Source organism: Pseudomonas sp. P106(2024), from assembly GCF_057480815.1.
The window spans coordinates 235,470-253,812 of the sequence record NZ_JBLIYU010000001.1 but is presented as its reverse complement, the minus strand read 5'-3'; the positions used below and the strand labels follow the sequence as shown (position 1 = coordinate 253,812).

Sequence of the window (18,343 nt, the reverse complement as noted above, 5' to 3'; positions counted from 1 at the left end):
CCTGTGTCTGGTTTCAGGTAAATCAGGCGAGGCGGCCACTATCCTGACACCGGGGGCCTTGCAGTGGATGTTGCTCTTGATCCCGGAAGCTCACGGCTTTCCAGGACTTTTGGGGGCACGCAAACTACCTGATAATTTTGCCAGTTGCGGGCTGTGTGATAGTTAGTTAAGTATTATGGCAGATACTTTTTGTTCGAGCGTTGGCATGTCACTGGTGGGCGACGACAGCATAATCTGAGGATAGGGAGGTAAGGACATGAACAAACTATGCGGAATTCATGCTGTCTTGCTATGGACTGTACTGGTCTTTGTTTTTTCGGGGTGTTCCACCCCGAAGCCCGAGGGGGCGACGCCGTCTGCAAACGAATTGCAGGTTTCTTTTTATACGGGGTCTTTCGCAGCGAGTGGATTTCTATGCAGTGTAATCGTGCCTGATCACGGAAATGCGCCACTATGTCCTGCGATGCTACAAGCGCTGGCGGAGAATAGTTGTCATACTTCTGAGGAGGGGTGTAGGAGAGAAGGGAAGGAATATATGCCTGAGCTCGGGTCAATTCGATTTCTACTCTGGTTTGGCTTTCGCGTTATCTGTTTTGAAACGGCGCGAGGCGAGGCTGCGCTGTGCGTTCAGGGGATGCTTCCTGAACCCAATTTATTTCCGCGGATGATTGCAGATATAAAGAAATCGGTGTGGGAACATCCAAATATTCTTCAGCCTCTGGAAATAACGATATGGAATGAGGAGTTGTTCGGTAAGATAACCCATATTACCTCCTGGAAGCTTGATCAATAAGGCTGCTTGCGGCTGGTCTTCTGGCTTGTTTAAGTATTTGCATTGTGCCTGGTTGTGTACTGCTTGCTCATATGTTCAAGGAGAATAGGATGATTATTCAACGAAGGACTACGTGGCTTTTCGCATTTTTACAGGTGCTTCTGCTGTCGGCTTGTGGAGTGGCAAGTCATGCGCAGGTTTCATCAATGGATGATGAGCAAAAACTTTATGATATCAAGGAAGCGATGGATCTCCAGAGGCTGTCGACGCTGGCCTCTAGCGATGCAGACGTCAATTTCCTTAAAGCACTGGGGCAATCGAGGAACATAGAATATGCGCGTTTCATTGATGTCAATCCGGCCTTGGTCAAGGCAGGGGTTGGCCGGCTTTTGGTGTCGCTACCAAATGGAGATATTGTAAAGTTTCAGCAACGTAATGTCTATGAAGAAGGTAACAATACTACGTATTGGTTTGGAGACATCGTTTCCGATCGAAAACAACACCACACATCTCCTGGTGAGGTTGATATAGATCCTGTCAGCAGAATTATGCTGGTGCGGCAAGGGCAGCGACTGAGCGGTGAGATATATCTGCCAGGACAATTTTATCGTTTGGAAAATGCGGGTGCGGGGCGATATGCTCTCATTAAATTTGGGTCGGATTCTAATTTAAAGTGTGATCCTATACGTGAGTCGCAGGGTAAAAAACTGAAAAAAGCAGTGAATGGTTCACAGCCCAGGGCGCGTAGTGTTATTCGGGTCATGTTCGTTAGTACGCAGGAGGCGCGTGCAGTTGATCCGTCTTTTGAAGGCAGGATTAGGGCAATGTTGGCATCGAGCTCTCAGGTGTTTCGGAGAAGTAATGTTGACCTTGAGTTTGAGTACGCTGGGTATTATGCCTCGAGTTTGAAGGAGGCTGAGCTTGAACAGGACCCAAAAAAAATACTGAGGGAGGTCCGTGGGCCAAACACGCCTGTCGCAAGACAAATTGCTGAACAGAGAGAGTCGAAGCAGGCTGATTTGGTTGTCACTGCAGTTGCTTATCCATTTTTTGGTGGCCAGGCTTATGTCTCGGCAAGAAAGGAAACTGCCTTTGCATTGATCCATGTTGCACACGAATCAGACATTCTGACGCATCAGCTTGGACATCTCTTGGGCGGGGAGCATACATGGAAATCTGGATATCCCGATCCAGGTGAACATCCATACAGATTCGCGCATGAGTTTTTTGCCAACGGTGCTAAGTATCATACGATAATGGGTAAGTTTGATTGCGGAAAAAATGGATGTGATCATTATGATATGGGTCAATTTTCTGACCCTAAAGCTACTTTTGCTTCAGTGCGTTTGGGTACTAAGGAGCATAGTGATAATGTTCGTCTTTTTAATGAGGTTAGGGATGATGTGTCCAAGTTCTATCCCTGAAATCAAGGTTGAGTGTATTTAGGTGGGCTCTGAGTGAGAAGGCACGCTGGTGGTCGAGGTAATCTTCTCGCTCGAGCCTGATCTTACGTTCAAGGAATGCGAATGGTTCGGCCAACGTACAGTGAATGCGGTTGGCTATCTTGCCCAGTGACCAGGTTTTCCAGTTGTTCGATGGAACTCGCCGTAAACGGCGCAGACTTTGGTCCGGCCATATCCACGTGCAGTAGCAGTTGCTCGCTGGCGGAGAGGGCTTCCTCAAAGTCCTTTCTATGCAAGCTGTGGTACAGGTGCAGGCGCTTCTTGTCGAAGCCGATAATGAATGTCTGCACCCACACCTCAGTATCAAGCTTTACCTCGTGCAAGTAGTTGATATGCGCCTCTAGGGTAAACAGCGAATGCCCGCTCTGCCCTCGTGCATCGGCATCCAGGCCGATGCGCTCCATCAGCGCATCGGTGGCGTAGCTGAAGATCAGCAGGTAGTAGGCATCGCGCAGGTGGCCGTTGTAGTCGACCCATTCCGGCAACACCCGGGTACGGTAGGTGATCAGGGCGGGCATCGTTTACTCCTCAGTCGCCGAAGGCCATGCCGTGCTTGGCTTTGCTGGTTTTCACCGCTTCCAGTACCGCCAGCAGTGTGTCATCACGATAGCGCTCCAGGGCCGCGATGCTGCGCTCGCCCAGCTGTTCCGAGGTGCCTTCCACCACATCGTCGATCAGCTTGTCGGTCAGCTCCGGTGCCGGCAGGTACGTCCAGGGCAGCTTCAGCGCGGGGCCGAACTGGGCCATGAAGTGGCGCATGCCGGCGTCGCCACCAGCCAGGGTATAGGTAAGGAAAGTGCCCATGAACGACCAGCGCAGACCGGCGCCGAAGCGGATCGCGTCGTCGATCTCGCCAGTGCTGGCGACGCCGTCGTTGACCAGGTGCAAGGCCTCGCGCCAGAGCGCTTCGAGCAGGCGGTCGGCGATAAAGCCGGGGACTTCCTTGCGCACATGCAATGGGCGCATGCCCAGCGCGGTGTAGAGGGCTTTTGCCGCTTCGATGGCGTCGGGGCTGGTGTTTCGGCCGCCGACGATTTCCACCAGTGGCAGCAGGTACACCGGGTTGAACGGGTGGCCCACCACGCAGCGCTCGGGGTGGGTGGCCGACTCATAGAACTCGCTGGGCAGCAGGCCCGAGGTGCTGCTGGCGATGATCGCATTCGGCTTGGCGGCGGCGCTGATCTTCGCGTGCAGGTCGAGCTTGAGGTCCAGGCGTTCGGGGGCACTCTCCTGGATGAAATCGGCGTCGCGCACGCACGCCTCGATGGTGGTGACGAAAGTCAGGCGATCCTGTGAGGCGCCGGGCGCCAGACCTTGCTTCTGCAGGGCCGGCCAGGCATTGGCGATACGTTTGCGCAGCATGGCCTCGGCGCCGGGCGCAGGGTCCCAGGCAATCACGTCCAGGCCATGGGCCAGGGCGCGGGCGACCCAACCGCTGCCGATTACGCCGCTACCTAGGGCGGCGAAGGTCTTGATGTCGGTGATGAATGGCATATCGGGCTCCTACAGGAATATCAGCGGCGTTTGAGGTTCATCTTTTCCCGGCCTTCTGCCGGGCTGAGCACGCGGGCACCCATGCGGGTGATGATTTCCATCGCCCGTTCCACCAGCTGGCCGTTGCTGGCCAGCACGCCACGGTCCAGGTACAGGTTGTCCTCCAGCCCGACCCGGACGTTGCCGCCGAGCAGCACCGCCTGGGCGGCCATGGGCATCTGCATGCGGCCGATGCCGAAGCCGGCCCAGGTGACATTGGCCGGCAGGTTGTCGACCATCGCCTTCATGGTGGTGGTATCCGCCGGCGCGCCCCATGGGATGCCCAGGCACAGCTGGAACAGCGGGTCGTCCAGCAGGCCTTCCTTGATCATTTGCTTGGCGAACCACAGGTGACCGGTATCGAAGATCTCCAGCTCGGCCTTCACGCCCAGCTCGGTGATGCGCTTGGCGCCTGCGCGCAACTGGGCCGGGGTGGAGACGTAGATGGCGTTGCCGTCGCCGAAGTTGAGGGTGCCGCAGTCGAGGGTGCAGATTTCCGGCAGCAGTGCCTCGACATGGGCAAGGCGCTCCAGCGGGCCAATCAGGTCGGTGCCTGGGCCGAATTCCATGGGTGACTCGCCCGGGCCGATCTCCAGGTCGCCGCCCATGCCGGCGGTGAGGTTGACGATGATGTCCACGTCAGCCTCGCGGATGCGCTCCATCACTTCGCGATAGAGGTTGACGTCGCGGCTAAAGCGGCCGGTTTGCGGATCGCGAACGTGGCAGTGGACCACGGTGGCGCCGGCCTTGGCGGCCTCGACGGCGGATTCGGCGATCTGTTTCGGGGTGACCGGGACCAGGTGGCTCTTGGCGACCGTGTCGCCGGCACCGGTGAGGGCGCAGGTGATGATGACGTCGTGGTTCATGGTGGATTCCTTTTTGTGACTATGGACCGGATCTCTGTAGGAGCGGCCTTGCGTCGCGATAGGGCCGCGCAGCGGCCCCAGGATTTATGTGGCGGCGTTGAAGTCCGGGGGCCGCCTTGCTGCCCTATCGCGACACAAGGCCGCTCCTACACCGATCGGGTTGACCTGTCGGTGTGCGAGTAGGCGATGAGGTTCTGTCAGTTGGCCGTGAGCTTGAGGTTGTCCGCGGCGGGCTTGCCATCGAAGGTGGTTACACCCTCGAGCCAACGGGCCTTGTCCTCGGGGTGGTCCTTGAGCCACTGGCGGGCGGACTCCAGCGCGTCCTTGTGATCGAGCAGCGGCTGCATCATCCGGCTCTCGTCCTCGGCGCTGAAGTTCAGGTTGGCCAGCAGGCGGTGGGCGTTGGGGCAGCGTTCGGCGTAGTCCGGCGCGGTCACCGTCCACACCGTGGCGCGGCCTTCGTCCGGGCCCAGGGCGTCCTGGCTGTCGCCGAGATAGACCATGTCGATGTTCACGTTCATTGGGTGCGGCGCCCAGCCGAAGAACACCACCGCTTCCTTGCGTCGTACCGCTCGGTCCACCGCGGCGAGCATCCCGGCCTCGCTCGACTCGACCAGCTGGAACTTGCCCAAGTCGAACTGGTTCTTGCTGATCATCGCCTTGATCTGGGTATTGGCGCCGGAGCCTGGCTCGATGCCGTAGATCTTGCCGCCCAGTTCCTTCTGGAACTTGTGGATGTCGGCGAACGTCTTCAGGCCTTTGTCGGCCAGGTATTTCGGCACGGCCAGGGTGGCGCGGGCGTCTTCCAGGCTTGGCTTGTCGAGCACCTTGACCTGGTTGGCCTGGATGAATGGGGTGATGGTCTGGGTCATGATCGGGTTCCAGTACCCGAGGAACATGTCCAGCCGCTTATCGCGAATACCGGCGAAAATGATCTGCTGCGAGGCGCTGGTCTGCTTGGTCTGGTAGCCCAGACCATCGAGCAGCACCTGGGCCATGGCGCTGGTGGCGATCACGTCGGTCCAGTTGACCACGCCCAGACGCACGTCCTTGCAGACGGCGGGTTCGGCGGCGAAGAGCGGTGCGGCTACGGTGGTGCTGAGCACGAGGGACAACAGGCTGCGGCGGATAAAGCGTTGCATGGTGGCTCTCCATCGGCAGTGCGTATTGTTATGGGTCCGGCCTCTGCGGGCCGTGAGAACACGCTACGCTGGCGACAGGGTGGAAAATCGCACCCTGGCGACCAACACTTGCACGGAGGCGACCACCTTTGCGCGGAGCATGCGATGCCGGAAACCATAGACTTCCTGTTGCTACCCGGCTTTTCCGCCATGGGTTTCATCAGTGCCATCGAGCCGCTGCGCGTGGCCAATCGCTTCCGTGGCCCGTTGTACCGCTGGCGCGTGCTGAGCCTGGACGGTGGCGCGGTAGAGGCCAGCAACGGCATGTCGGTGAATGCCGATGGCGCGCTGGGGGAGGGCGGGCACGGGCGGCTGTTGCTGCTGGTGGCCGGCTTCGAGCCCTTGGCGTGCTATGGATCGGCGCTGCAGCAAGCGCTACGTCGTCTCGACCATGAAGGCGTAGTGCTCGGGGGTATCGACACCGGCGCAGTGGTGCTGGCCGAGGCCGGTCTGCTCGATGGTCACCGGGCGACCCTGCACTGGGAGGCACTGGAGGCGTTCAAGGAGCGCTATCCACGCCTGCAGGCGACCCAGGAGCTGTTCGAGATAGACCGTCGGCGCATCACCTGTGCCGGCGGCACGGCCTCCATCGACCTGATGCTCGACCTGATCGCCCAGGCCCACGGCAGTGAGCTGGCGGTGCAGGTTTCCGAGCAGTTCGTGCTGGGGCGCATCCGTCCGCGTCAGGACCACCAGCGCATGGAGATCGCCACGCGTTACGGGCTGCGCAACAAGAAGCTGGTGAAAGTGATCGGCGAGATGGAGCGCAACACCGAGCTGCCGCTTAACACCCAGGTACTGGCTGATGGTGTGCAGGTGACCCGGCGCCAGTTGGAGCGGCTGTTTCGCCTGTACCTGGCCGACACGCCCAGCGGTTTCTATCTGCGGCTGCGACTGGACAAGGCCCGCCAGCTGCTGCGCCAGACCGACATGAGCGTGCTGGAGGTGGCAGTGGCGTGCGGGTTCGAGTCGGCGTCGTATTTCACCCGCTGCTATCGGACACGGTTCGAGCGGTGCCCGCGGGAAGACCGGCGATTGGTCGTGTCATGAAGTGAGCATTCGCGGGGCAGGCAATCACTGCTGTCCGATCGACTGCAGGTATTCCGAGCGCTCGTCGCTACGCTGCGCCACGCAGGTATCCCACGCCGCCTCGTACGCCTTGCTCCCCGGCTTCTCGGCCCAGGTCTCGACCTTGCAGTCGGCGTCGCGCAACTGTGCCCACAGCTTTTCGGCTGCCTCCATCTTGCCGCTCAGCGCCGCGGCCTTGTCGCTTTCATCCGCGTACTGGTCGCGGATGCGTTGCATCAGGTCGTCATAGGCCGCTTTCAGTTCGCGCTCGGCGGTCTGCTTGTTGTAGGCCGCGCAGGCATACCCCTGCTGTTCGGTCTCGACGTTGTCGCAAGGCGTGCTTTCTTCCTCGGCGGCGTGCGTGCTACCCGCGACCGCCAGCAGAACCAGCCATGCCATTGATTTCATCCAATTTCTCCTGAACAGGCTGACCAATCGCTGGATTCTCGCTCAGCGCAGGTTCGGGCGATAGCTCCCTGACGAAATGTTCATCAAACGTCGTTGTCGAGACTCGCTCTCATTGCCGAGCGCCGTGCCAGAGCGTGCCGGATCGGCCATTGACGCTTTCGGCAAACCCCCTGTCGTTTTTGCATCGGGGCGCCTCGGGCGGCAGGCATATGCTGGCCCCAAAGCGCCGGCACAAGGTTCGGCGCATGCAGACTTCAATAAAAGGGGACAGCCTGATGAGCCCAGCCGAACTTCACGCCGACAGCATCGTCATCGACGGCCTGATCATTGCCAAGTGGAACCGCGAGCTGTTCGAGGACATGCGCAAGGGCGGGCTGACCGCGGCCAACTGCACGGTCTCGGTGTGGGAGGGCTTCAAGGCCACCGTCGACAATATCGCCTCCAGCCAGAAACTGATCCGCGAGAACAGCGACCTGGTGATGCCGGTGCGCACCACCGCCGATATCCGCAAGGCCAAGGAGCTGGGCAAGACCGGCATCCTCTTCGGCTTCCAGAACGCCCATGCGTTCGAAGACCAGATCGCCTATGTCGACGTGTTCAAGCAGCTCGGCGTGGGCATCGTGCAGATGTGCTACAACACCCAGAACCTGGTCGGCACCGGTTGCTACGAGCGTGACGGTGGCCTGTCGGGCTTCGGCCGCGAGATCGTCGCCGAGATGAACCGCGTCGGCATCATGTGCGACCTGTCCCACGTTGGCTCCAAGACCTCCGAAGAGGTCATCCTCGAGTCGAAGAAGCCAGTCTGCTATTCCCACTGCCTGCCCTCGGGCCTGAAGGAACACCCGCGCAACAAGTCCGACGCAGAGCTTAAGTTCATCGCCGACCACGGCGGCTTCGTCGGCGTGACCATGTTCGCGCCGTTCCTGGCCAAGGGCATCGACTCGACCATCGACGACTACGCCGAGGCCATCGAGTACACCATGAACATCGTCGGCGAGGACGCCATCGGCATCGGCACCGACTTCACCCAGGGCCACGGCCAGGACTTCTTCGAGTACCTGACCCACGACAAGGGCTACGCCCGGCGCCTGACCAACTTCGGCAAGATCATCAACCCGCTGGGTATCCGTACCGTCGGCGAGTTCCCCAACCTGACCGAAACCCTGCTCAAGCGCGGCCACTCTGAACGCGTGGTGCGCAAGATCATGGGCGAGAACTGGGTCAACGTCCTCAAGGATGTGTGGGGCGAGTAAAGCCGCTCTCCAAGCCTGAAAGCCCCTGCCAGCAACGCCGGGGCATCCAAACAAAAAATTTTATGGAGTTGAGTTTCCATGGCCAAGATCGCCCCGCAATTGCCAATCGAAGTCGACAGCGAGACCGGTGTCTGGACCAGCGACGCCCTGCCGATGCTCTATGTGCCACGGCATTTCTTCGTCAACAACCACATGGGCATCGAGGAAGTGCTGGGCGCCGACAAGTACGCCGAGATCCTCTACAAGGCCGGCTACAAGTCCGCTTGGCACTGGTGCGAGAAAGAAGGCGAGTGCCATGGCCTGGAGGGCGTGGCGGTGTTCGAGCACTACATGAAGCGCCTGTCCCAGCGTGGCTGGGGCCTGTTCCAGATCCAGGACATCGACCTGGACAAAGGTACCTGCAGCGTCAAGCTCAAGCACTCGGCGTTCGTGTACGTGTATGGCAAGTGCGGCCGCAAGGTCGACTACATGTTCACCGGCTGGTTCGCCGGGGCCATGGACCAGATTCTCGCTGCCCGCGGCAGCTCGATCCGCACCGTGGCCGAACAGGTCTACGGCGGGTCGGAAGAAGGCCACGAAGATGGCCTGTTCGTTACAAAGCCGTTGTAAGCCGGAGATAGCGTCATGGCCTTCGAAGCAATGTTCCAGCCGATTCAGATCGGCAAGCTGACCGTCCGCAACCGTGTGCTCAGCACCGCGCACGCCGAGGTCTACGCCACCGACGGCGGCATGACCACCGACCGCTACGTGAAGTACTACGAAGAGAAGGCCAAGGGCGGCATCGGCCTTGCCATCTGCGGCGGCTCGTCGGTAGTGGCCATCGACAGTCCGCAGGAGTGGTGGTCGTCGGTCAACCTGTCCACCGACCGCATCATCCCGCACTTCCAGAACCTCGCCGACGCCATGCACAAGCATGGCGCCAAGATCATGATCCAGATTACCCACATGGGCCGTCGCTCACGGTGGGACGGCTTCAACTGGCCGACGTTGATGTCGCCGTCGGGCATCCGCGAACCGGTGCACCGCGCCACCTGCAAGACCATCGAGGTGGAAGAGATCTGGCGGGTGATTGGCAACTACGCGCAAGCCGCGCGTCGCGCCAAGGAGGGCGGCCTGGACGGCGTCGAGCTGTCGGCTGTGCACCAGCACATGATCGACCAGTTCTGGAGCCCGCGGGTCAACAAGCGTACCGACGAGTGGGGTGGCACCTTCGAGGGCCGCATGAAGTTCGGCCTGGAAGTGCTCAAGGCCGTGCGCAAGGAAGTCGGCGATGACTTCTGCGTGGGCATGCGTATCTGCGGCGACGAGTTCCATCCCGATGGCCTCAGCCACGAGGACATGAAGCAGATCGCCGCCTACTACGACGCCACCGGCATGCTCGATTTCATCGGCGTGGTCGGCTCGGGCTGCGACACCCACAACACCCTGGCCAACGTCATCCCCAACATGAGCTACCCGCCGGAGCCGTTCCTGCACCTGGCGGCCGGCATCAAGGAAGTGGTCAAGGTCCCGGTGTTGCACGCGCAGAACATCAAGGACCCGAACCAGGCCACACGCATCCTCGAAGGCGGCTATGTCGATATGGTCGGCATGACCCGCGCGCACATCGCCGACCCGCACCTGATCGCCAAGATCAAGATGGGCCAGATCGACCAGATCAAGCAGTGCGTCGGTGCCAACTATTGCATCGACCGCCAGTACCAGGGCCTGGATGTGCTGTGCATCCAGAACGCCGCGACCTCCCGTGAATACATGGGCGTGCCGCACATCATCGAGAAGTCCACCGGGCCGAAGCGCAAGGTGGTGGTGGTGGGCGCAGGCCCAGCTGGCATGGAAGCGGCCCGCGTCGCCGCCGAGCGTGGCCACGACGTCACCGTGTTCGAGAAGAAAGACCAGATCGGCGGACAGATCACCATCGCCGCCAAGGCGCCGCAGCGCGACCAGATCGCCGGCATCACCCGCTGGTACCAGCTGGAGTTCGCCCGCCTGAAGGTCGACCTGCGCCTGGGTACCGCTGCGGATGTGGACACCATCCAGGACCTGCGCCCGGACATCATCGTGCTGGCGGTGGGCGGCCATTCGTTCCTCGAGCAGAACGAGCACTGGGGCGCCGCCGAAGGGCTGGTGGTCAGCAGCTGGGACGTGCTCGACGGCAAGGTCGCGCCGGGCAAGAACGTGCTGGTGTACGACACCATCTGCGAATTCACCGGCATGTCGGTTGCCGACTTCCTCGCCGACAAGGGCAGCCAGGTCGAGATCGTTACCGACGATATCAAGCCGGGCGTGGCCATGGGCGGCACGACCTTCCCGACCTACTACCGCAGCATGTACCCCAAAGAAGTGATCATGACCGGCGACATGATGCTGGAGAAGGTCTACCGCGAGGGTGACAAGCTGGTGGCGGTGCTCGAGAACGAGTACACCGGCGCCAAGGAAGAGCGCGTGGTCGACCAGGTGGTGGTGGAGAACGGCGTGCGCCCTGACGAGCAGCTGTACTACGCGCTCAAGGACGGCTCGCGCAACAAGGGCCAGATAGACGTGGAGGCGTTGTTCGCCATCAAGCCGCAGCCGATCCTCAGCCAACCGGGCGAGGGCTACCTGCTGTACCGCATCGGCGACTGCGTGGCCCAGCGCAACGTGCATGCGGCGATCTATGACGCCTTGCGGCTGTGCAAGGACTTCTGATCGCACCGCCTCTCTAGAGGCGGGATTGGCCCCCTGTAGGAGCGGCCTTGCGTCGCGAAAGGGTCGCGAAGCGACCCCGGGATCTGTGCATCACTGCTGAGCCCCAGGGGCTGCTTTGCAGCCCTTTCGCGACACAAGGCCGCTCCTACAGGGGTCGGTGCCGCCCTTGAGAGCGGCGCAGGATTCTAGCTGTTGTGGGAGCCTCCCATGTTGAACACCCTCTTACCCATCCTGCTGTTCGCCGCCCTCGGCCTGGCGGTGCTCGGCGCCCTGCGCCGGGTGCGCATGTGGCGGCGTGGGCGGCCGAGCAAGGTTGACCTGATTGGTGGCCTGCTGGCCATGCCACGGCGCTACCTGGTGGACCTGCACCATGTGGTCGAGCGCGACAAGTACATGTCCAAGACCCACGTGGCCACCGCCGGCGGCTTCGTGCTGTCGGCCGTGCTGGCGATCCTGGTGCACGGCTTCGGCCTGCACAGCACGATCCTCGGCTATGCCTTGCTGGTGGCCACGGTGATCATGTTCACTGGCGCGCTTTTCGTCTTCAAACGCCGGCTCGATCCGCCTTCACGCCTGTCCAGGGGCCCATGGATGCGCCTGCCGAAAAGCCTGCTGATGTTCGCGGCGAGCTTCTTCATCGCCACGCTTCCGGTTGCTGGCATCCTGCCGGAAGGTACTGGCGGCTGGGTGCTGGTCGTCTTGCTGGGTGTCGGTGTGCTGTGGGGCGTGTCCGAGCTGTTTTTTGGCATGACCTGGGGCGGCCCGATGAAGCACGCCTTCGCCGGTGCCCTGCACCTGGCCTGGCACCGCCGTGCCGAGCGCTTCGGCGGTGGCCGCTCCACCGGCCTCAAGCCGCTGGATCTGGAAGACCCGAATGCACCGCTGGGCGTGGAAAAGCCGGTCGATTTCACCTGGAACCAACTGCTCGGTTTCGACGCCTGCGTGCAGTGCGGCAAGTGCGAGGCCATGTGCCCGGCGTTCGCCGCCGGCCAGCCGCTGAACCCCAAGAAGCTCATTCAGGACATGGTCATCGGCCTGGCCGGTGGTACCGACGCACAGTTCGCCGGCAGCCCTTACCCGGGCAAGCCGGTCGGCGAGCATGGCGGCCATCCGCACCAGCCGATCGTCAACGGCCTGGTGGATGCCGAGACGCTGTGGTCGTGCACCACCTGCCGCGCCTGCGTCGAGGAATGCCCGATGATGATCGAGCACGTCGATGCCATCGTCGACATGCGCCGCCACCTGACCCTGGAAAAGGGCGCCACGCCGAACAAGGGTGCCGAGGTGCTGGACAACCTGATCGCCACCGACAACCCCGGCGGTTTCGCCCCGGGCGGGCGGATGAACTGGGCGGCCGACCTCAACCTGAAACTGCTGTCCGAGGTGAAGCGCACCGAAGTACTGTTCTGGGTCGGCGACGGCGCCTTCGACATGCGCAACCAACGCACCCTGCGGGCCTTCGTCAAAGTGCTCAAGGCCTCGGGCGTGGACTTTGCCGTGCTCGGCCTTGAAGAGCGCGACAGCGGAGATGTGGCCCGTCGCCTGGGCGACGAGGCGACCTTCCAGCAACTGGCCAAGCGCAACATCCAGACCCTGGGCAAATACAGCTTCCAGCGCATCGTCACCTGCGATCCGCACAGCTTCCATGTGCTGAAGAACGAGTACGGTGCGCTTGGCGGCGAGTACCAGGTGCAGCACCACAGCACCTACATTGCCGAGCTGATCGCCGCGAACAAGCTCAACCTCGGCCAGCACAAGGGCGGCAGCGTTACCTATCACGACCCGTGCTATCTGGGCCGCTACAACGGCGAATACGAAGCCCCGCGCGAAGTGCTCAAGGCGTTGGGCATCGAAGTGCGCGAGATGCAGCGCTCGGGCTTCCGTTCCCGCTGCTGCGGCGGTGGCGGCGGTGCGCCGATCACCGACATCCCCGGCAAGCAGCGTATTCCCGACATGCGCATGGACGATATCCGCGAGACCGAGGCCGAGCTGGTGGCGGTGGGTTGTCCACAGTGCACGGCAATGCTCGAAGGCGTGGTCGAGCCGCGTCCGCAGATCAAGGACCTGGCCGAGCTGGTCGCCGATGTGCTGATCGAAGACGAAGCCCCTGCAACCGCGAAGTCGCAGGCTGCCAAACGTGAACCTGCGGAGGTGCACTGATGAGCGACATCATCCGCCGCGACCCACGCGCCGAGTGGATCGCCCGTAACCGCCTGCATCCGCAGCACGCGGCGATGCAGACGCAACAGACGAGCTGGATGGGCCCGCACGGGATCATCCGCAAGAACCCGCACGCGATCGCCGCCGGCTTCATCGGCCCCAGCGGCCTCAAGCGCATCGACCGCAGCGGCGCCCAGCAGGGCACCGGTGTCGGCGGGCGACGCAGCGCGGCCGCCGAAGTGCAGTTGCCGCTGCACAGCGTGGCGCAACCGGCCTTCTACATTGCCGTGGTCCCGGACATGGTCGGTGGTCGCCTGGGCAGCCATGACCGTGACCTTTTGGGCCTTGCCCACAGCCTTGCCGGCGGCGACGGCGCGGTGCTGGCCATCGTCTTTGGCGAGCACAAGGAAAACAACTTTTCCACAGCCGGCGTCGATCGCTTGCTGGTCATCGAGGGCGAGGCCTTCGCAGGTTATGCACCGGAGCAGCTGGTCCAGGGCCTGCGGGCTGTGGATAACCAGTTCGCGCCGCGTCACTGGCTGCTGCCTGACAGCCGTACCGGTGGCGGCGAACTGGGACGTCGCCTGGCCGCGGCGCTGGGCGAACGCCCTGCGACGCGGGTGTGGCAGGTCAAGGACGGCCAGTGCATCGGTCGTGCCGGTGCCGCCCAGCAGGATATCCAGCGGAGTGTGCCACGCCTGATCCTGGCCGCCGCCGAATGTGCCGAGCCGGTCAGCGAAACCCGTCATGAAGCGTTGCCGGTGGAGTTGTCCACAGGCGTGGCACGCAGCCTGTCGCGTATCGAAGACCTGGGTTCGGTGGCCGTGGACCCGGCGGCCATCGCCATGGCCGAGGCCGAGTTCATCGTCTCCGGCGGCAACGGCGTCAAGGATTGGGACCTGTACCACCGGGCCACGGCGGCCCTCGGCGCCACCGAGGGCGCATCGCGGGTGGCGGTGGACGACGGCTTCATGCCGCGCAACCGCCAGGTCGGCGCCACCGGCACCTGGGTCACGGCGCGGGTCTATGTGGCTGTGGGTATCTCCGGTGCCATCCAGCACCTGCAGGGTATCGGTGCCTGCGACAAGGTGGTGGCGATCAACATGGACCCGGGCTGCGACATGATCAAGCGAGCTGACCTGTCGGTGATTGGTGACAGCTCGGCAATTCTCAAGGCACTGATCGAGGCTGTGGACAACTTCCGCAGCGGCGGCCAGCGCGACGCGGCATAGGGGCAGCGAGCATGAGTACGAAAGTCATCAGCCTGGTCTCGATCGGCGCCCACCCCAGCTCCGGCCGCGCCCGCCGCGCCGAGCAGGATGCCCGTGCCGTGGAACTGGGCTTGCAACTGGCTGGGGATAACTTGCAGGTGGTGCACGCCGGCGATCCTCGCGAAGAGGCACTGCGTGCCTACCTGGGCATGGGGCTGGATCATCTGGATGTGCTGGAACAACCCGCCGGCGCCGATGTATTGGGCGTGCTCGGCGATTATCTGCGCGACGCGGGTGCCCAGCTGGTGCTGACCGGCAGCCAGGCCGAAACCGGCGAAGGCTCGGGCATGCTGCCGTTCCTGCTGGCCGAGAAGCTGGGCTGGCCGCTGGTGGTGGGGTTGGCCGAGGTCGAGTCCATCGACAACGGTACCGCCCAGGTGTTGCAGGCTCTGCCAAGGGGTCAGCGGCGTCGCCTGAAGGTGCGCCTGCCATTGCTGGCAACTGTGGATAACGCTGCGCCCAAGCCTCGACAATCGGCGTTCGGCCCGGCCCGGCGTGGTGTATTGGCGGCGCGCAATGTGGCAGTGATTGAGGATTCGTTGCTGGCCGAGGATGCCCTGCAACCGGCCAGGCCACGGCCCAAGCGGCTCAAGGTGATCAAGGCCAAGAGCGGCGCCGACCGCATGAAGGCCGCCACGGCCAAGGCCAGTGGCGGGGGGGGCAAGGTGCTCAAGGATGTATCTCCACAGGAAGGCGCCGAGGCTATTCTCAAGCTGCTGGTAGAGGAGGGGGTACTACGCTGATTTTGCCCACATTCACTGTTGGTCACGCTGTGGATAAACTGTTCGAATACCGCTGAAGCCCTTGTCAATCAATGTGTCTGCAGGTTTGTTCAATTTCTGAGCACTGGCATCTCCATTCATCATGGAAGCTATAGCGAACTGGGATTGATATGAGATATGCACAGACATATGCACAGACCTTGATTGGAGGGGGTTGTCAACAAAGCTTGTTCATGTCTCTGTGGACAAGTTGTTTGTGCAAGGCTGCAAGCACCGGACTCATTGGACTGTGGAGGAGTGACTATTTTTTGTTCATCAATGGTCGGAAGCAGCCAGGCGAAGCTGTGCCTGTGAGTTGTTGAAAAGAGGACCCACTTTACCAGGCGGGCTGCATGACCCTGGTAATTTTGCTAGTTAACGCTCCCTGACAGGCGGTGGTAGTGTTGCTGCCAGGTCAGACAGGGGCTTATCTATGTTCACGGCAAAGCTGTTGGTCACAGACCATCTACTTAGTCCTAGCCTTGTACGGGGGACGTCAGGGAGTGCGCCTGTCTCCTATACCCCCTACGGTGACCGTTCTTCGCGAACGGGTTTCGCATGCACAGGCTTCTCAGGCCAGTTTCGTGAGCCAATCTCAGGCAGCTATCTGCTGGGCAATGGCCGCAGGTCCTACAACCCTCAGCTGATGCGCTTCCATTCACCCGATGCACTAAGCCCATTTGCTGCCGGAGGCCTGAACCCCTATGCGTACTGCAAAGGTGACCCTGTCAACATGACCGACCCAAGTGGCAATTTCCCTGGATACAAGGCGACAGTGATGGGGAACGCGCCGGCACTCTATACGGCAGGTAAAATGGTAGTCAGTAGTCTCTACAATAGAACACTGCCATCGGCTAAAGATACCGTTGTCACGCTCGCCACAGCAGCAGTTGGCGGTGTAGGTATGTATGGTGCTCTGTTGCAGTATCACGGCGATCCGTTGGGTGATGATTATGCTAACTGGACAACGGCGATAAATGGAGTTGGAACGACTGCATATTTATTTATGAGTGATCTGCTGAAAGGCGGTACGTTAAGCCTTGAAAAAGTTCGGGAAGTCGGTGAAAAGGTGGCCAGTTATACCCGCGAAAGTTTCCGGACTCGACATGCAAAAGAAATCGCAATGAAGAGTATGACCAAAGAAAACCAAGTAGTACTTCGCACATTCGAGCCGCGGCACAGCGTGGTAGAACTCCGAGGCAGAAGTCCAGGCTCGTCGAGTTCGGATAGCGAGTCTGATCTTCCTAGTTCTGCTGAATCGCTAAGACGAAGCTGATTAGTCACCTGGCTAGATAGTATTCGGCTTCGGCGCAACTACGGGTTATTCGTGCTGTTTCGACCTGTCGAGGTACCGACTATGAGCGTTTCATCATCATTGTTGCAGACGGATCTTCAGTACAGTGCCCTGGCCGCCATGCTTAGAGACGGATCTCGATTCATTGCTTATACGGTATATGGCGCGTCTCCGGTAATAGTCGCTGGTACCTTGACGGGTTTTGATGGAGTAGTGCGAGACGGCTGTTTGGGGGGGTATCTGCTTGGAAATGGTTATCGTGTATACAGCCCCATGCTGATGCGTTTTTATTCTGCCGACCAGGTGAGTCCATTTGGGCGAGGTGGAGTAAATGCTTATGCGTACTGTCAGGGTGATCCAGTCAATTATCGAGATGACTCTGGGAGGGTGCGGAAACCTGCTCGAAAAATATCACTATCTGAATTCCAACTGGCTTCATTGGCAAGCCTGGCTAAAGAATTGACAAAAGAAATAAGTATCTTGGATGAACAGCTTGAAAAAAGCGGAAGGTTGTTGAGGAGTAGCCCCTCGCGTGGAGCGCCAAGTTCCGCAGAGAAAAGCCTTCGGGAGTCGATGGTGCAATTACAGCTGAAAAGGCATGAGGTCGAGAAGTCTCTTGTAACAGTTAATAATGAAAGCGCCAAGCTTTCGCAGTCAACATCAGCGACGTCATCGGAGCCAGAGTCACAAGCTAGTCAGCCTACTTCGCCCACACTCGCACTAATTTCTGTGCAGGTTCGTCAATCCTCTAGCTCTTCAGTTCACCATGATCCAGGAGCGCCTCGCCAAGTAAAAGAGCATTATTTTGTCTACCCAGGCAGGTGACACACCATGAGACAGGCTACTGTACTTCTAGAAGTTGACAGGCAGAAGAGTGCCTTGAATCTCAATTCGGGTCGTGGGTACACGCCGTTTGGCTACAGGCAGGCATATTTTTCGCTGATGGGTTTCACAGGTCAGTTATGTGAGCGTGGCCAGGGGGCGTATGCGCTCGGGAACGGACACCGCTTCTATAACCCCTGGTTGATGCGCTTCCATTCTCCAGATGCATTAAGCCCTTTTTCCCAAGGGGGGATAAATGCTTATGCCTATTGCGCGCTCGACCCCATAAATCATGTCGATCCTAATGGTCGATGGCTTTATACCGTCGCGAAGAACAATCTCGTGACGGTAAAAATATTCATGGAAGGAATTTATGTTGGTCAGAAGCTTGTAAAGCGCTATATCACCGGTTCAGAGGAGGGGTGGTATGAACCGAGAAAAGTTGGCGAGTATGTTTCCTACGCTTTCAAGGGGGCTGCAGTGGCGTTGTCAGCGATGTCTGAGCTTATAAGCAATCTACCAGGCCCTACGACGCCAAAAGAGCAGGATAGTTACGATCGACTAATGAGTGCCGCCGACAATTTGAAAGGCGCTGCCGCAGTTTTAAGTCTGGGTGCGACAGGTATCGAGATTCTCATCGCAAGTGTAGACATTTATAAAATGGTACAAAAAAATAGGCGAGTCGATGTGCGTCGTGAGGCCGATATGTTGAGACAGGCCGAGCAAAATGATGATCTACTGAACAGGCTGTAAAAGGCGATGTTTGATCTGGCAAGAGGAACTTGCCGCAGTCGTTACACCCCATC

The 18,343-nt window shown here is 60.2% G+C and carries 17 protein-coding genes; 12 read left to right on the top strand and 5 right to left on the bottom strand.

All coding sequences use genetic code 11. The features are described 5' to 3' along the window. The first annotated feature begins 256 nt into the window (after window positions 1–256). Together AC25M7_RS01075 and AC25M7_RS01070 are read left to right on the top strand one after the other, a co-directional pair. Window positions 257–793, top strand: a complete 537-nt coding sequence (locus AC25M7_RS01075; protein WP_143496109.1) for a hypothetical protein — start codon at window positions 257–259, stop codon at window positions 791–793. 89 nt (window positions 794–882) lie between these two features. After that, entirely contained in the window at window positions 883–2,196 is a 1,314-nt protein-coding gene (locus AC25M7_RS01070) for a hypothetical protein (protein ID WP_486970640.1), read from the top strand. A gap of 89 nt (window positions 2,197–2,285) precedes the next feature. Here AC25M7_RS01070 and AC25M7_RS01065 read toward each other — a convergent pair whose 3' ends face one another. The 4 genes from AC25M7_RS01065 to choX all read right to left on the bottom strand — a co-directional run bounded on the left by AC25M7_RS01065 (window position 2,286) and on the right by choX (window position 5,776). Beyond that, window positions 2,286–2,753, bottom strand: coding sequence for a thioesterase family protein (locus AC25M7_RS01065; protein ID WP_028688454.1), 468 nt, complete (start codon window positions 2,751–2,753; stop codon window positions 2,286–2,288). A gap of 10 nt (window positions 2,754–2,763) precedes the next feature. Next, entirely contained in the window at window positions 2,764–3,729 is a 966-nt protein-coding gene (locus AC25M7_RS01060) for an L-carnitine dehydrogenase (RefSeq protein WP_486970639.1), read from the bottom strand. A 20-nt stretch (window positions 3,730–3,749) separates the two neighbouring features. After that, complete coding sequence (gene cdhC, locus AC25M7_RS01055) at window positions 3,750–4,634, bottom strand: 3-dehydrocarnitine:acetyl-CoA trimethylamine transferase CdhC (protein WP_028688452.1); 885 nt, start codon at window positions 4,632–4,634, stop codon at window positions 3,750–3,752. A 197-nt stretch (window positions 4,635–4,831) separates the two neighbouring features. Then, window positions 4,832–5,776, bottom strand: a complete 945-nt coding sequence (gene choX, locus AC25M7_RS01050; RefSeq protein ID WP_028688451.1) for a choline ABC transporter substrate-binding protein — start codon at window positions 5,774–5,776, stop codon at window positions 4,832–4,834. Window positions 5,777–5,920: 144 nt separating this feature from the next. Here choX and AC25M7_RS01045 point away from each other — a divergent pair, with 144 nt between their 5' ends. Further along, window positions 5,921–6,865: a GlxA family transcriptional regulator gene (locus tag AC25M7_RS01045; protein ID WP_062359778.1), complete on the top strand. Its 945-nt coding sequence runs from the start codon at window positions 5,921–5,923 to the stop codon at window positions 6,863–6,865. A 24-nt stretch (window positions 6,866–6,889) separates the two neighbouring features. Here the strand turns inward: AC25M7_RS01045 and AC25M7_RS01040 are convergent, their stop codons facing one another. Beyond that, a complete protein-coding gene (locus AC25M7_RS01040) occupies window positions 6,890–7,291 on the bottom strand; it encodes a lysozyme inhibitor LprI family protein (RefSeq protein ID WP_028688449.1) in 402 nt (133 codons plus the stop codon). A 275-nt stretch (window positions 7,292–7,566) separates the two neighbouring features. Here AC25M7_RS01040 and AC25M7_RS01035 point away from each other — a divergent pair, with 275 nt between their 5' ends. From AC25M7_RS01035 to AC25M7_RS00995, 9 genes are all read left to right on the top strand, one after another. Further along, entirely contained in the window at window positions 7,567–8,544 is a 978-nt protein-coding gene (locus AC25M7_RS01035) for a dipeptidase (RefSeq protein WP_011536164.1), read from the top strand. 78 nt (window positions 8,545–8,622) lie between these two features. Beyond that, window positions 8,623–9,153: a DUF5943 domain-containing protein gene (locus AC25M7_RS01030; RefSeq protein WP_486970638.1), complete on the top strand. Its 531-nt coding sequence runs from the start codon at window positions 8,623–8,625 to the stop codon at window positions 9,151–9,153. 15 nt (window positions 9,154–9,168) lie between these two features. Then, complete coding sequence (dgcA, locus tag AC25M7_RS01025; protein WP_197866254.1) at window positions 9,169–11,229, top strand: dimethylglycine demethylation protein DgcA; 2,061 nt, start codon at window positions 9,169–9,171, stop codon at window positions 11,227–11,229. 207 nt (window positions 11,230–11,436) lie between these two features. After that, a complete protein-coding gene (gene dgcB, locus AC25M7_RS01020; RefSeq protein WP_028688446.1) occupies window positions 11,437–13,389 on the top strand; it encodes a dimethylglycine demethylation protein DgcB in 1,953 nt (650 codons plus the stop codon). Continuing rightward, window positions 13,389–14,621 carry an electron transfer flavoprotein subunit alpha gene (gene etfA, locus AC25M7_RS01015; RefSeq protein WP_486970637.1) on the top strand — a complete coding sequence of 411 codons (1,233 nt, stop codon included), beginning with the start codon at window positions 13,389–13,391 and terminating at the stop codon, window positions 14,619–14,621. The genes dgcB and etfA overlap by 1 nt, the downstream gene beginning before the upstream one ends. An 11-nt stretch (window positions 14,622–14,632) precedes the next feature. Further along, on the top strand, window positions 14,633–15,403 hold the full coding sequence (gene etfB / locus AC25M7_RS01010; protein ID WP_028688444.1) for an electron transfer flavoprotein subunit beta: 771 nt from the start codon (window positions 14,633–14,635) through the stop codon (window positions 15,401–15,403). A 451-nt stretch (window positions 15,404–15,854) separates the two neighbouring features. After that, complete coding sequence (locus tag AC25M7_RS01005; RefSeq protein ID WP_486970636.1) at window positions 15,855–16,697, top strand: RHS repeat-associated core domain-containing protein; 843 nt, start codon at window positions 15,855–15,857, stop codon at window positions 16,695–16,697. An 81-nt stretch (window positions 16,698–16,778) separates the two neighbouring features. Next, the gene (locus tag AC25M7_RS01000) at window positions 16,779–17,540 is read left to right on the top strand and encodes an RHS repeat-associated core domain-containing protein (protein ID WP_486970635.1); all 762 of its coding nucleotides are present in this window, start codon (window positions 16,779–16,781) and stop codon (window positions 17,538–17,540) included. A 6-nt stretch (window positions 17,541–17,546) separates the two neighbouring features. Continuing rightward, window positions 17,547–18,290 carry an RHS repeat-associated core domain-containing protein gene (locus AC25M7_RS00995; protein WP_051555597.1) on the top strand — a complete coding sequence of 248 codons (744 nt, stop codon included), beginning with the start codon at window positions 17,547–17,549 and terminating at the stop codon, window positions 18,288–18,290. Window positions 18,291–18,343 lie beyond the last annotated feature (53 nt).

Bases quoted from the DNA above. Each gene is read 5' to 3' on its own strand.
- AC25M7_RS01045 (WP_062359778.1), top strand. From the start codon at position 5,921: ATGCCGGAAACCATAGACTTCCTGTTGCTACCCGGCTTTTCCGCCATG.
- AC25M7_RS01070 (WP_486970640.1), top strand. From the start codon at position 883: ATGATTATTCAACGAAGGACTACGTGGCTTTTCGCATTTTTACAGGTG.
- AC25M7_RS01005 (WP_486970636.1), top strand. From the start codon at position 15,855: ATGTTCACGGCAAAGCTGTTGGTCACAGACCATCTACTTAGTCCTAGC.
- AC25M7_RS01030 (WP_486970638.1), top strand. From the start codon at position 8,623: ATGGCCAAGATCGCCCCGCAATTGCCAATCGAAGTCGACAGCGAGACC.
- AC25M7_RS00995 (WP_051555597.1), top strand. From the start codon at position 17,547: ATGAGACAGGCTACTGTACTTCTAGAAGTTGACAGGCAGAAGAGTGCC.
- choX (WP_028688451.1), bottom strand. From the start codon at position 5,776: ATGCAACGCTTTATCCGCCGCAGCCTGTTGTCCCTCGTGCTCAGCACC.
- etfB (WP_028688444.1), top strand. From the start codon at position 14,633: ATGAGTACGAAAGTCATCAGCCTGGTCTCGATCGGCGCCCACCCCAGC.
- AC25M7_RS01075 (WP_143496109.1), top strand. From the start codon at position 257: ATGAACAAACTATGCGGAATTCATGCTGTCTTGCTATGGACTGTACTG.
- AC25M7_RS01000 (WP_486970635.1), top strand. From the start codon at position 16,779: ATGAGCGTTTCATCATCATTGTTGCAGACGGATCTTCAGTACAGTGCC.
- AC25M7_RS01040 (WP_028688449.1), bottom strand. From the start codon at position 7,291: ATGAAATCAATGGCATGGCTGGTTCTGCTGGCGGTCGCGGGTAGCACG.
- AC25M7_RS01060 (WP_486970639.1), bottom strand. From the start codon at position 3,729: ATGCCATTCATCACCGACATCAAGACCTTCGCCGCCCTAGGTAGCGGC.
- cdhC (WP_028688452.1), bottom strand. From the start codon at position 4,634: ATGAACCACGACGTCATCATCACCTGCGCCCTCACCGGTGCCGGCGAC.
- AC25M7_RS01035 (WP_011536164.1), top strand. From the start codon at position 7,567: ATGAGCCCAGCCGAACTTCACGCCGACAGCATCGTCATCGACGGCCTG.
- dgcB (WP_028688446.1), top strand. From the start codon at position 11,437: ATGTTGAACACCCTCTTACCCATCCTGCTGTTCGCCGCCCTCGGCCTG.
- etfA (WP_486970637.1), top strand. From the start codon at position 13,389: ATGAGCGACATCATCCGCCGCGACCCACGCGCCGAGTGGATCGCCCGT.
- AC25M7_RS01065 (WP_028688454.1), bottom strand. From the start codon at position 2,753: ATGCCCGCCCTGATCACCTACCGTACCCGGGTGTTGCCGGAATGGGTC.
- dgcA (WP_197866254.1), top strand. From the start codon at position 9,169: ATGGCCTTCGAAGCAATGTTCCAGCCGATTCAGATCGGCAAGCTGACC.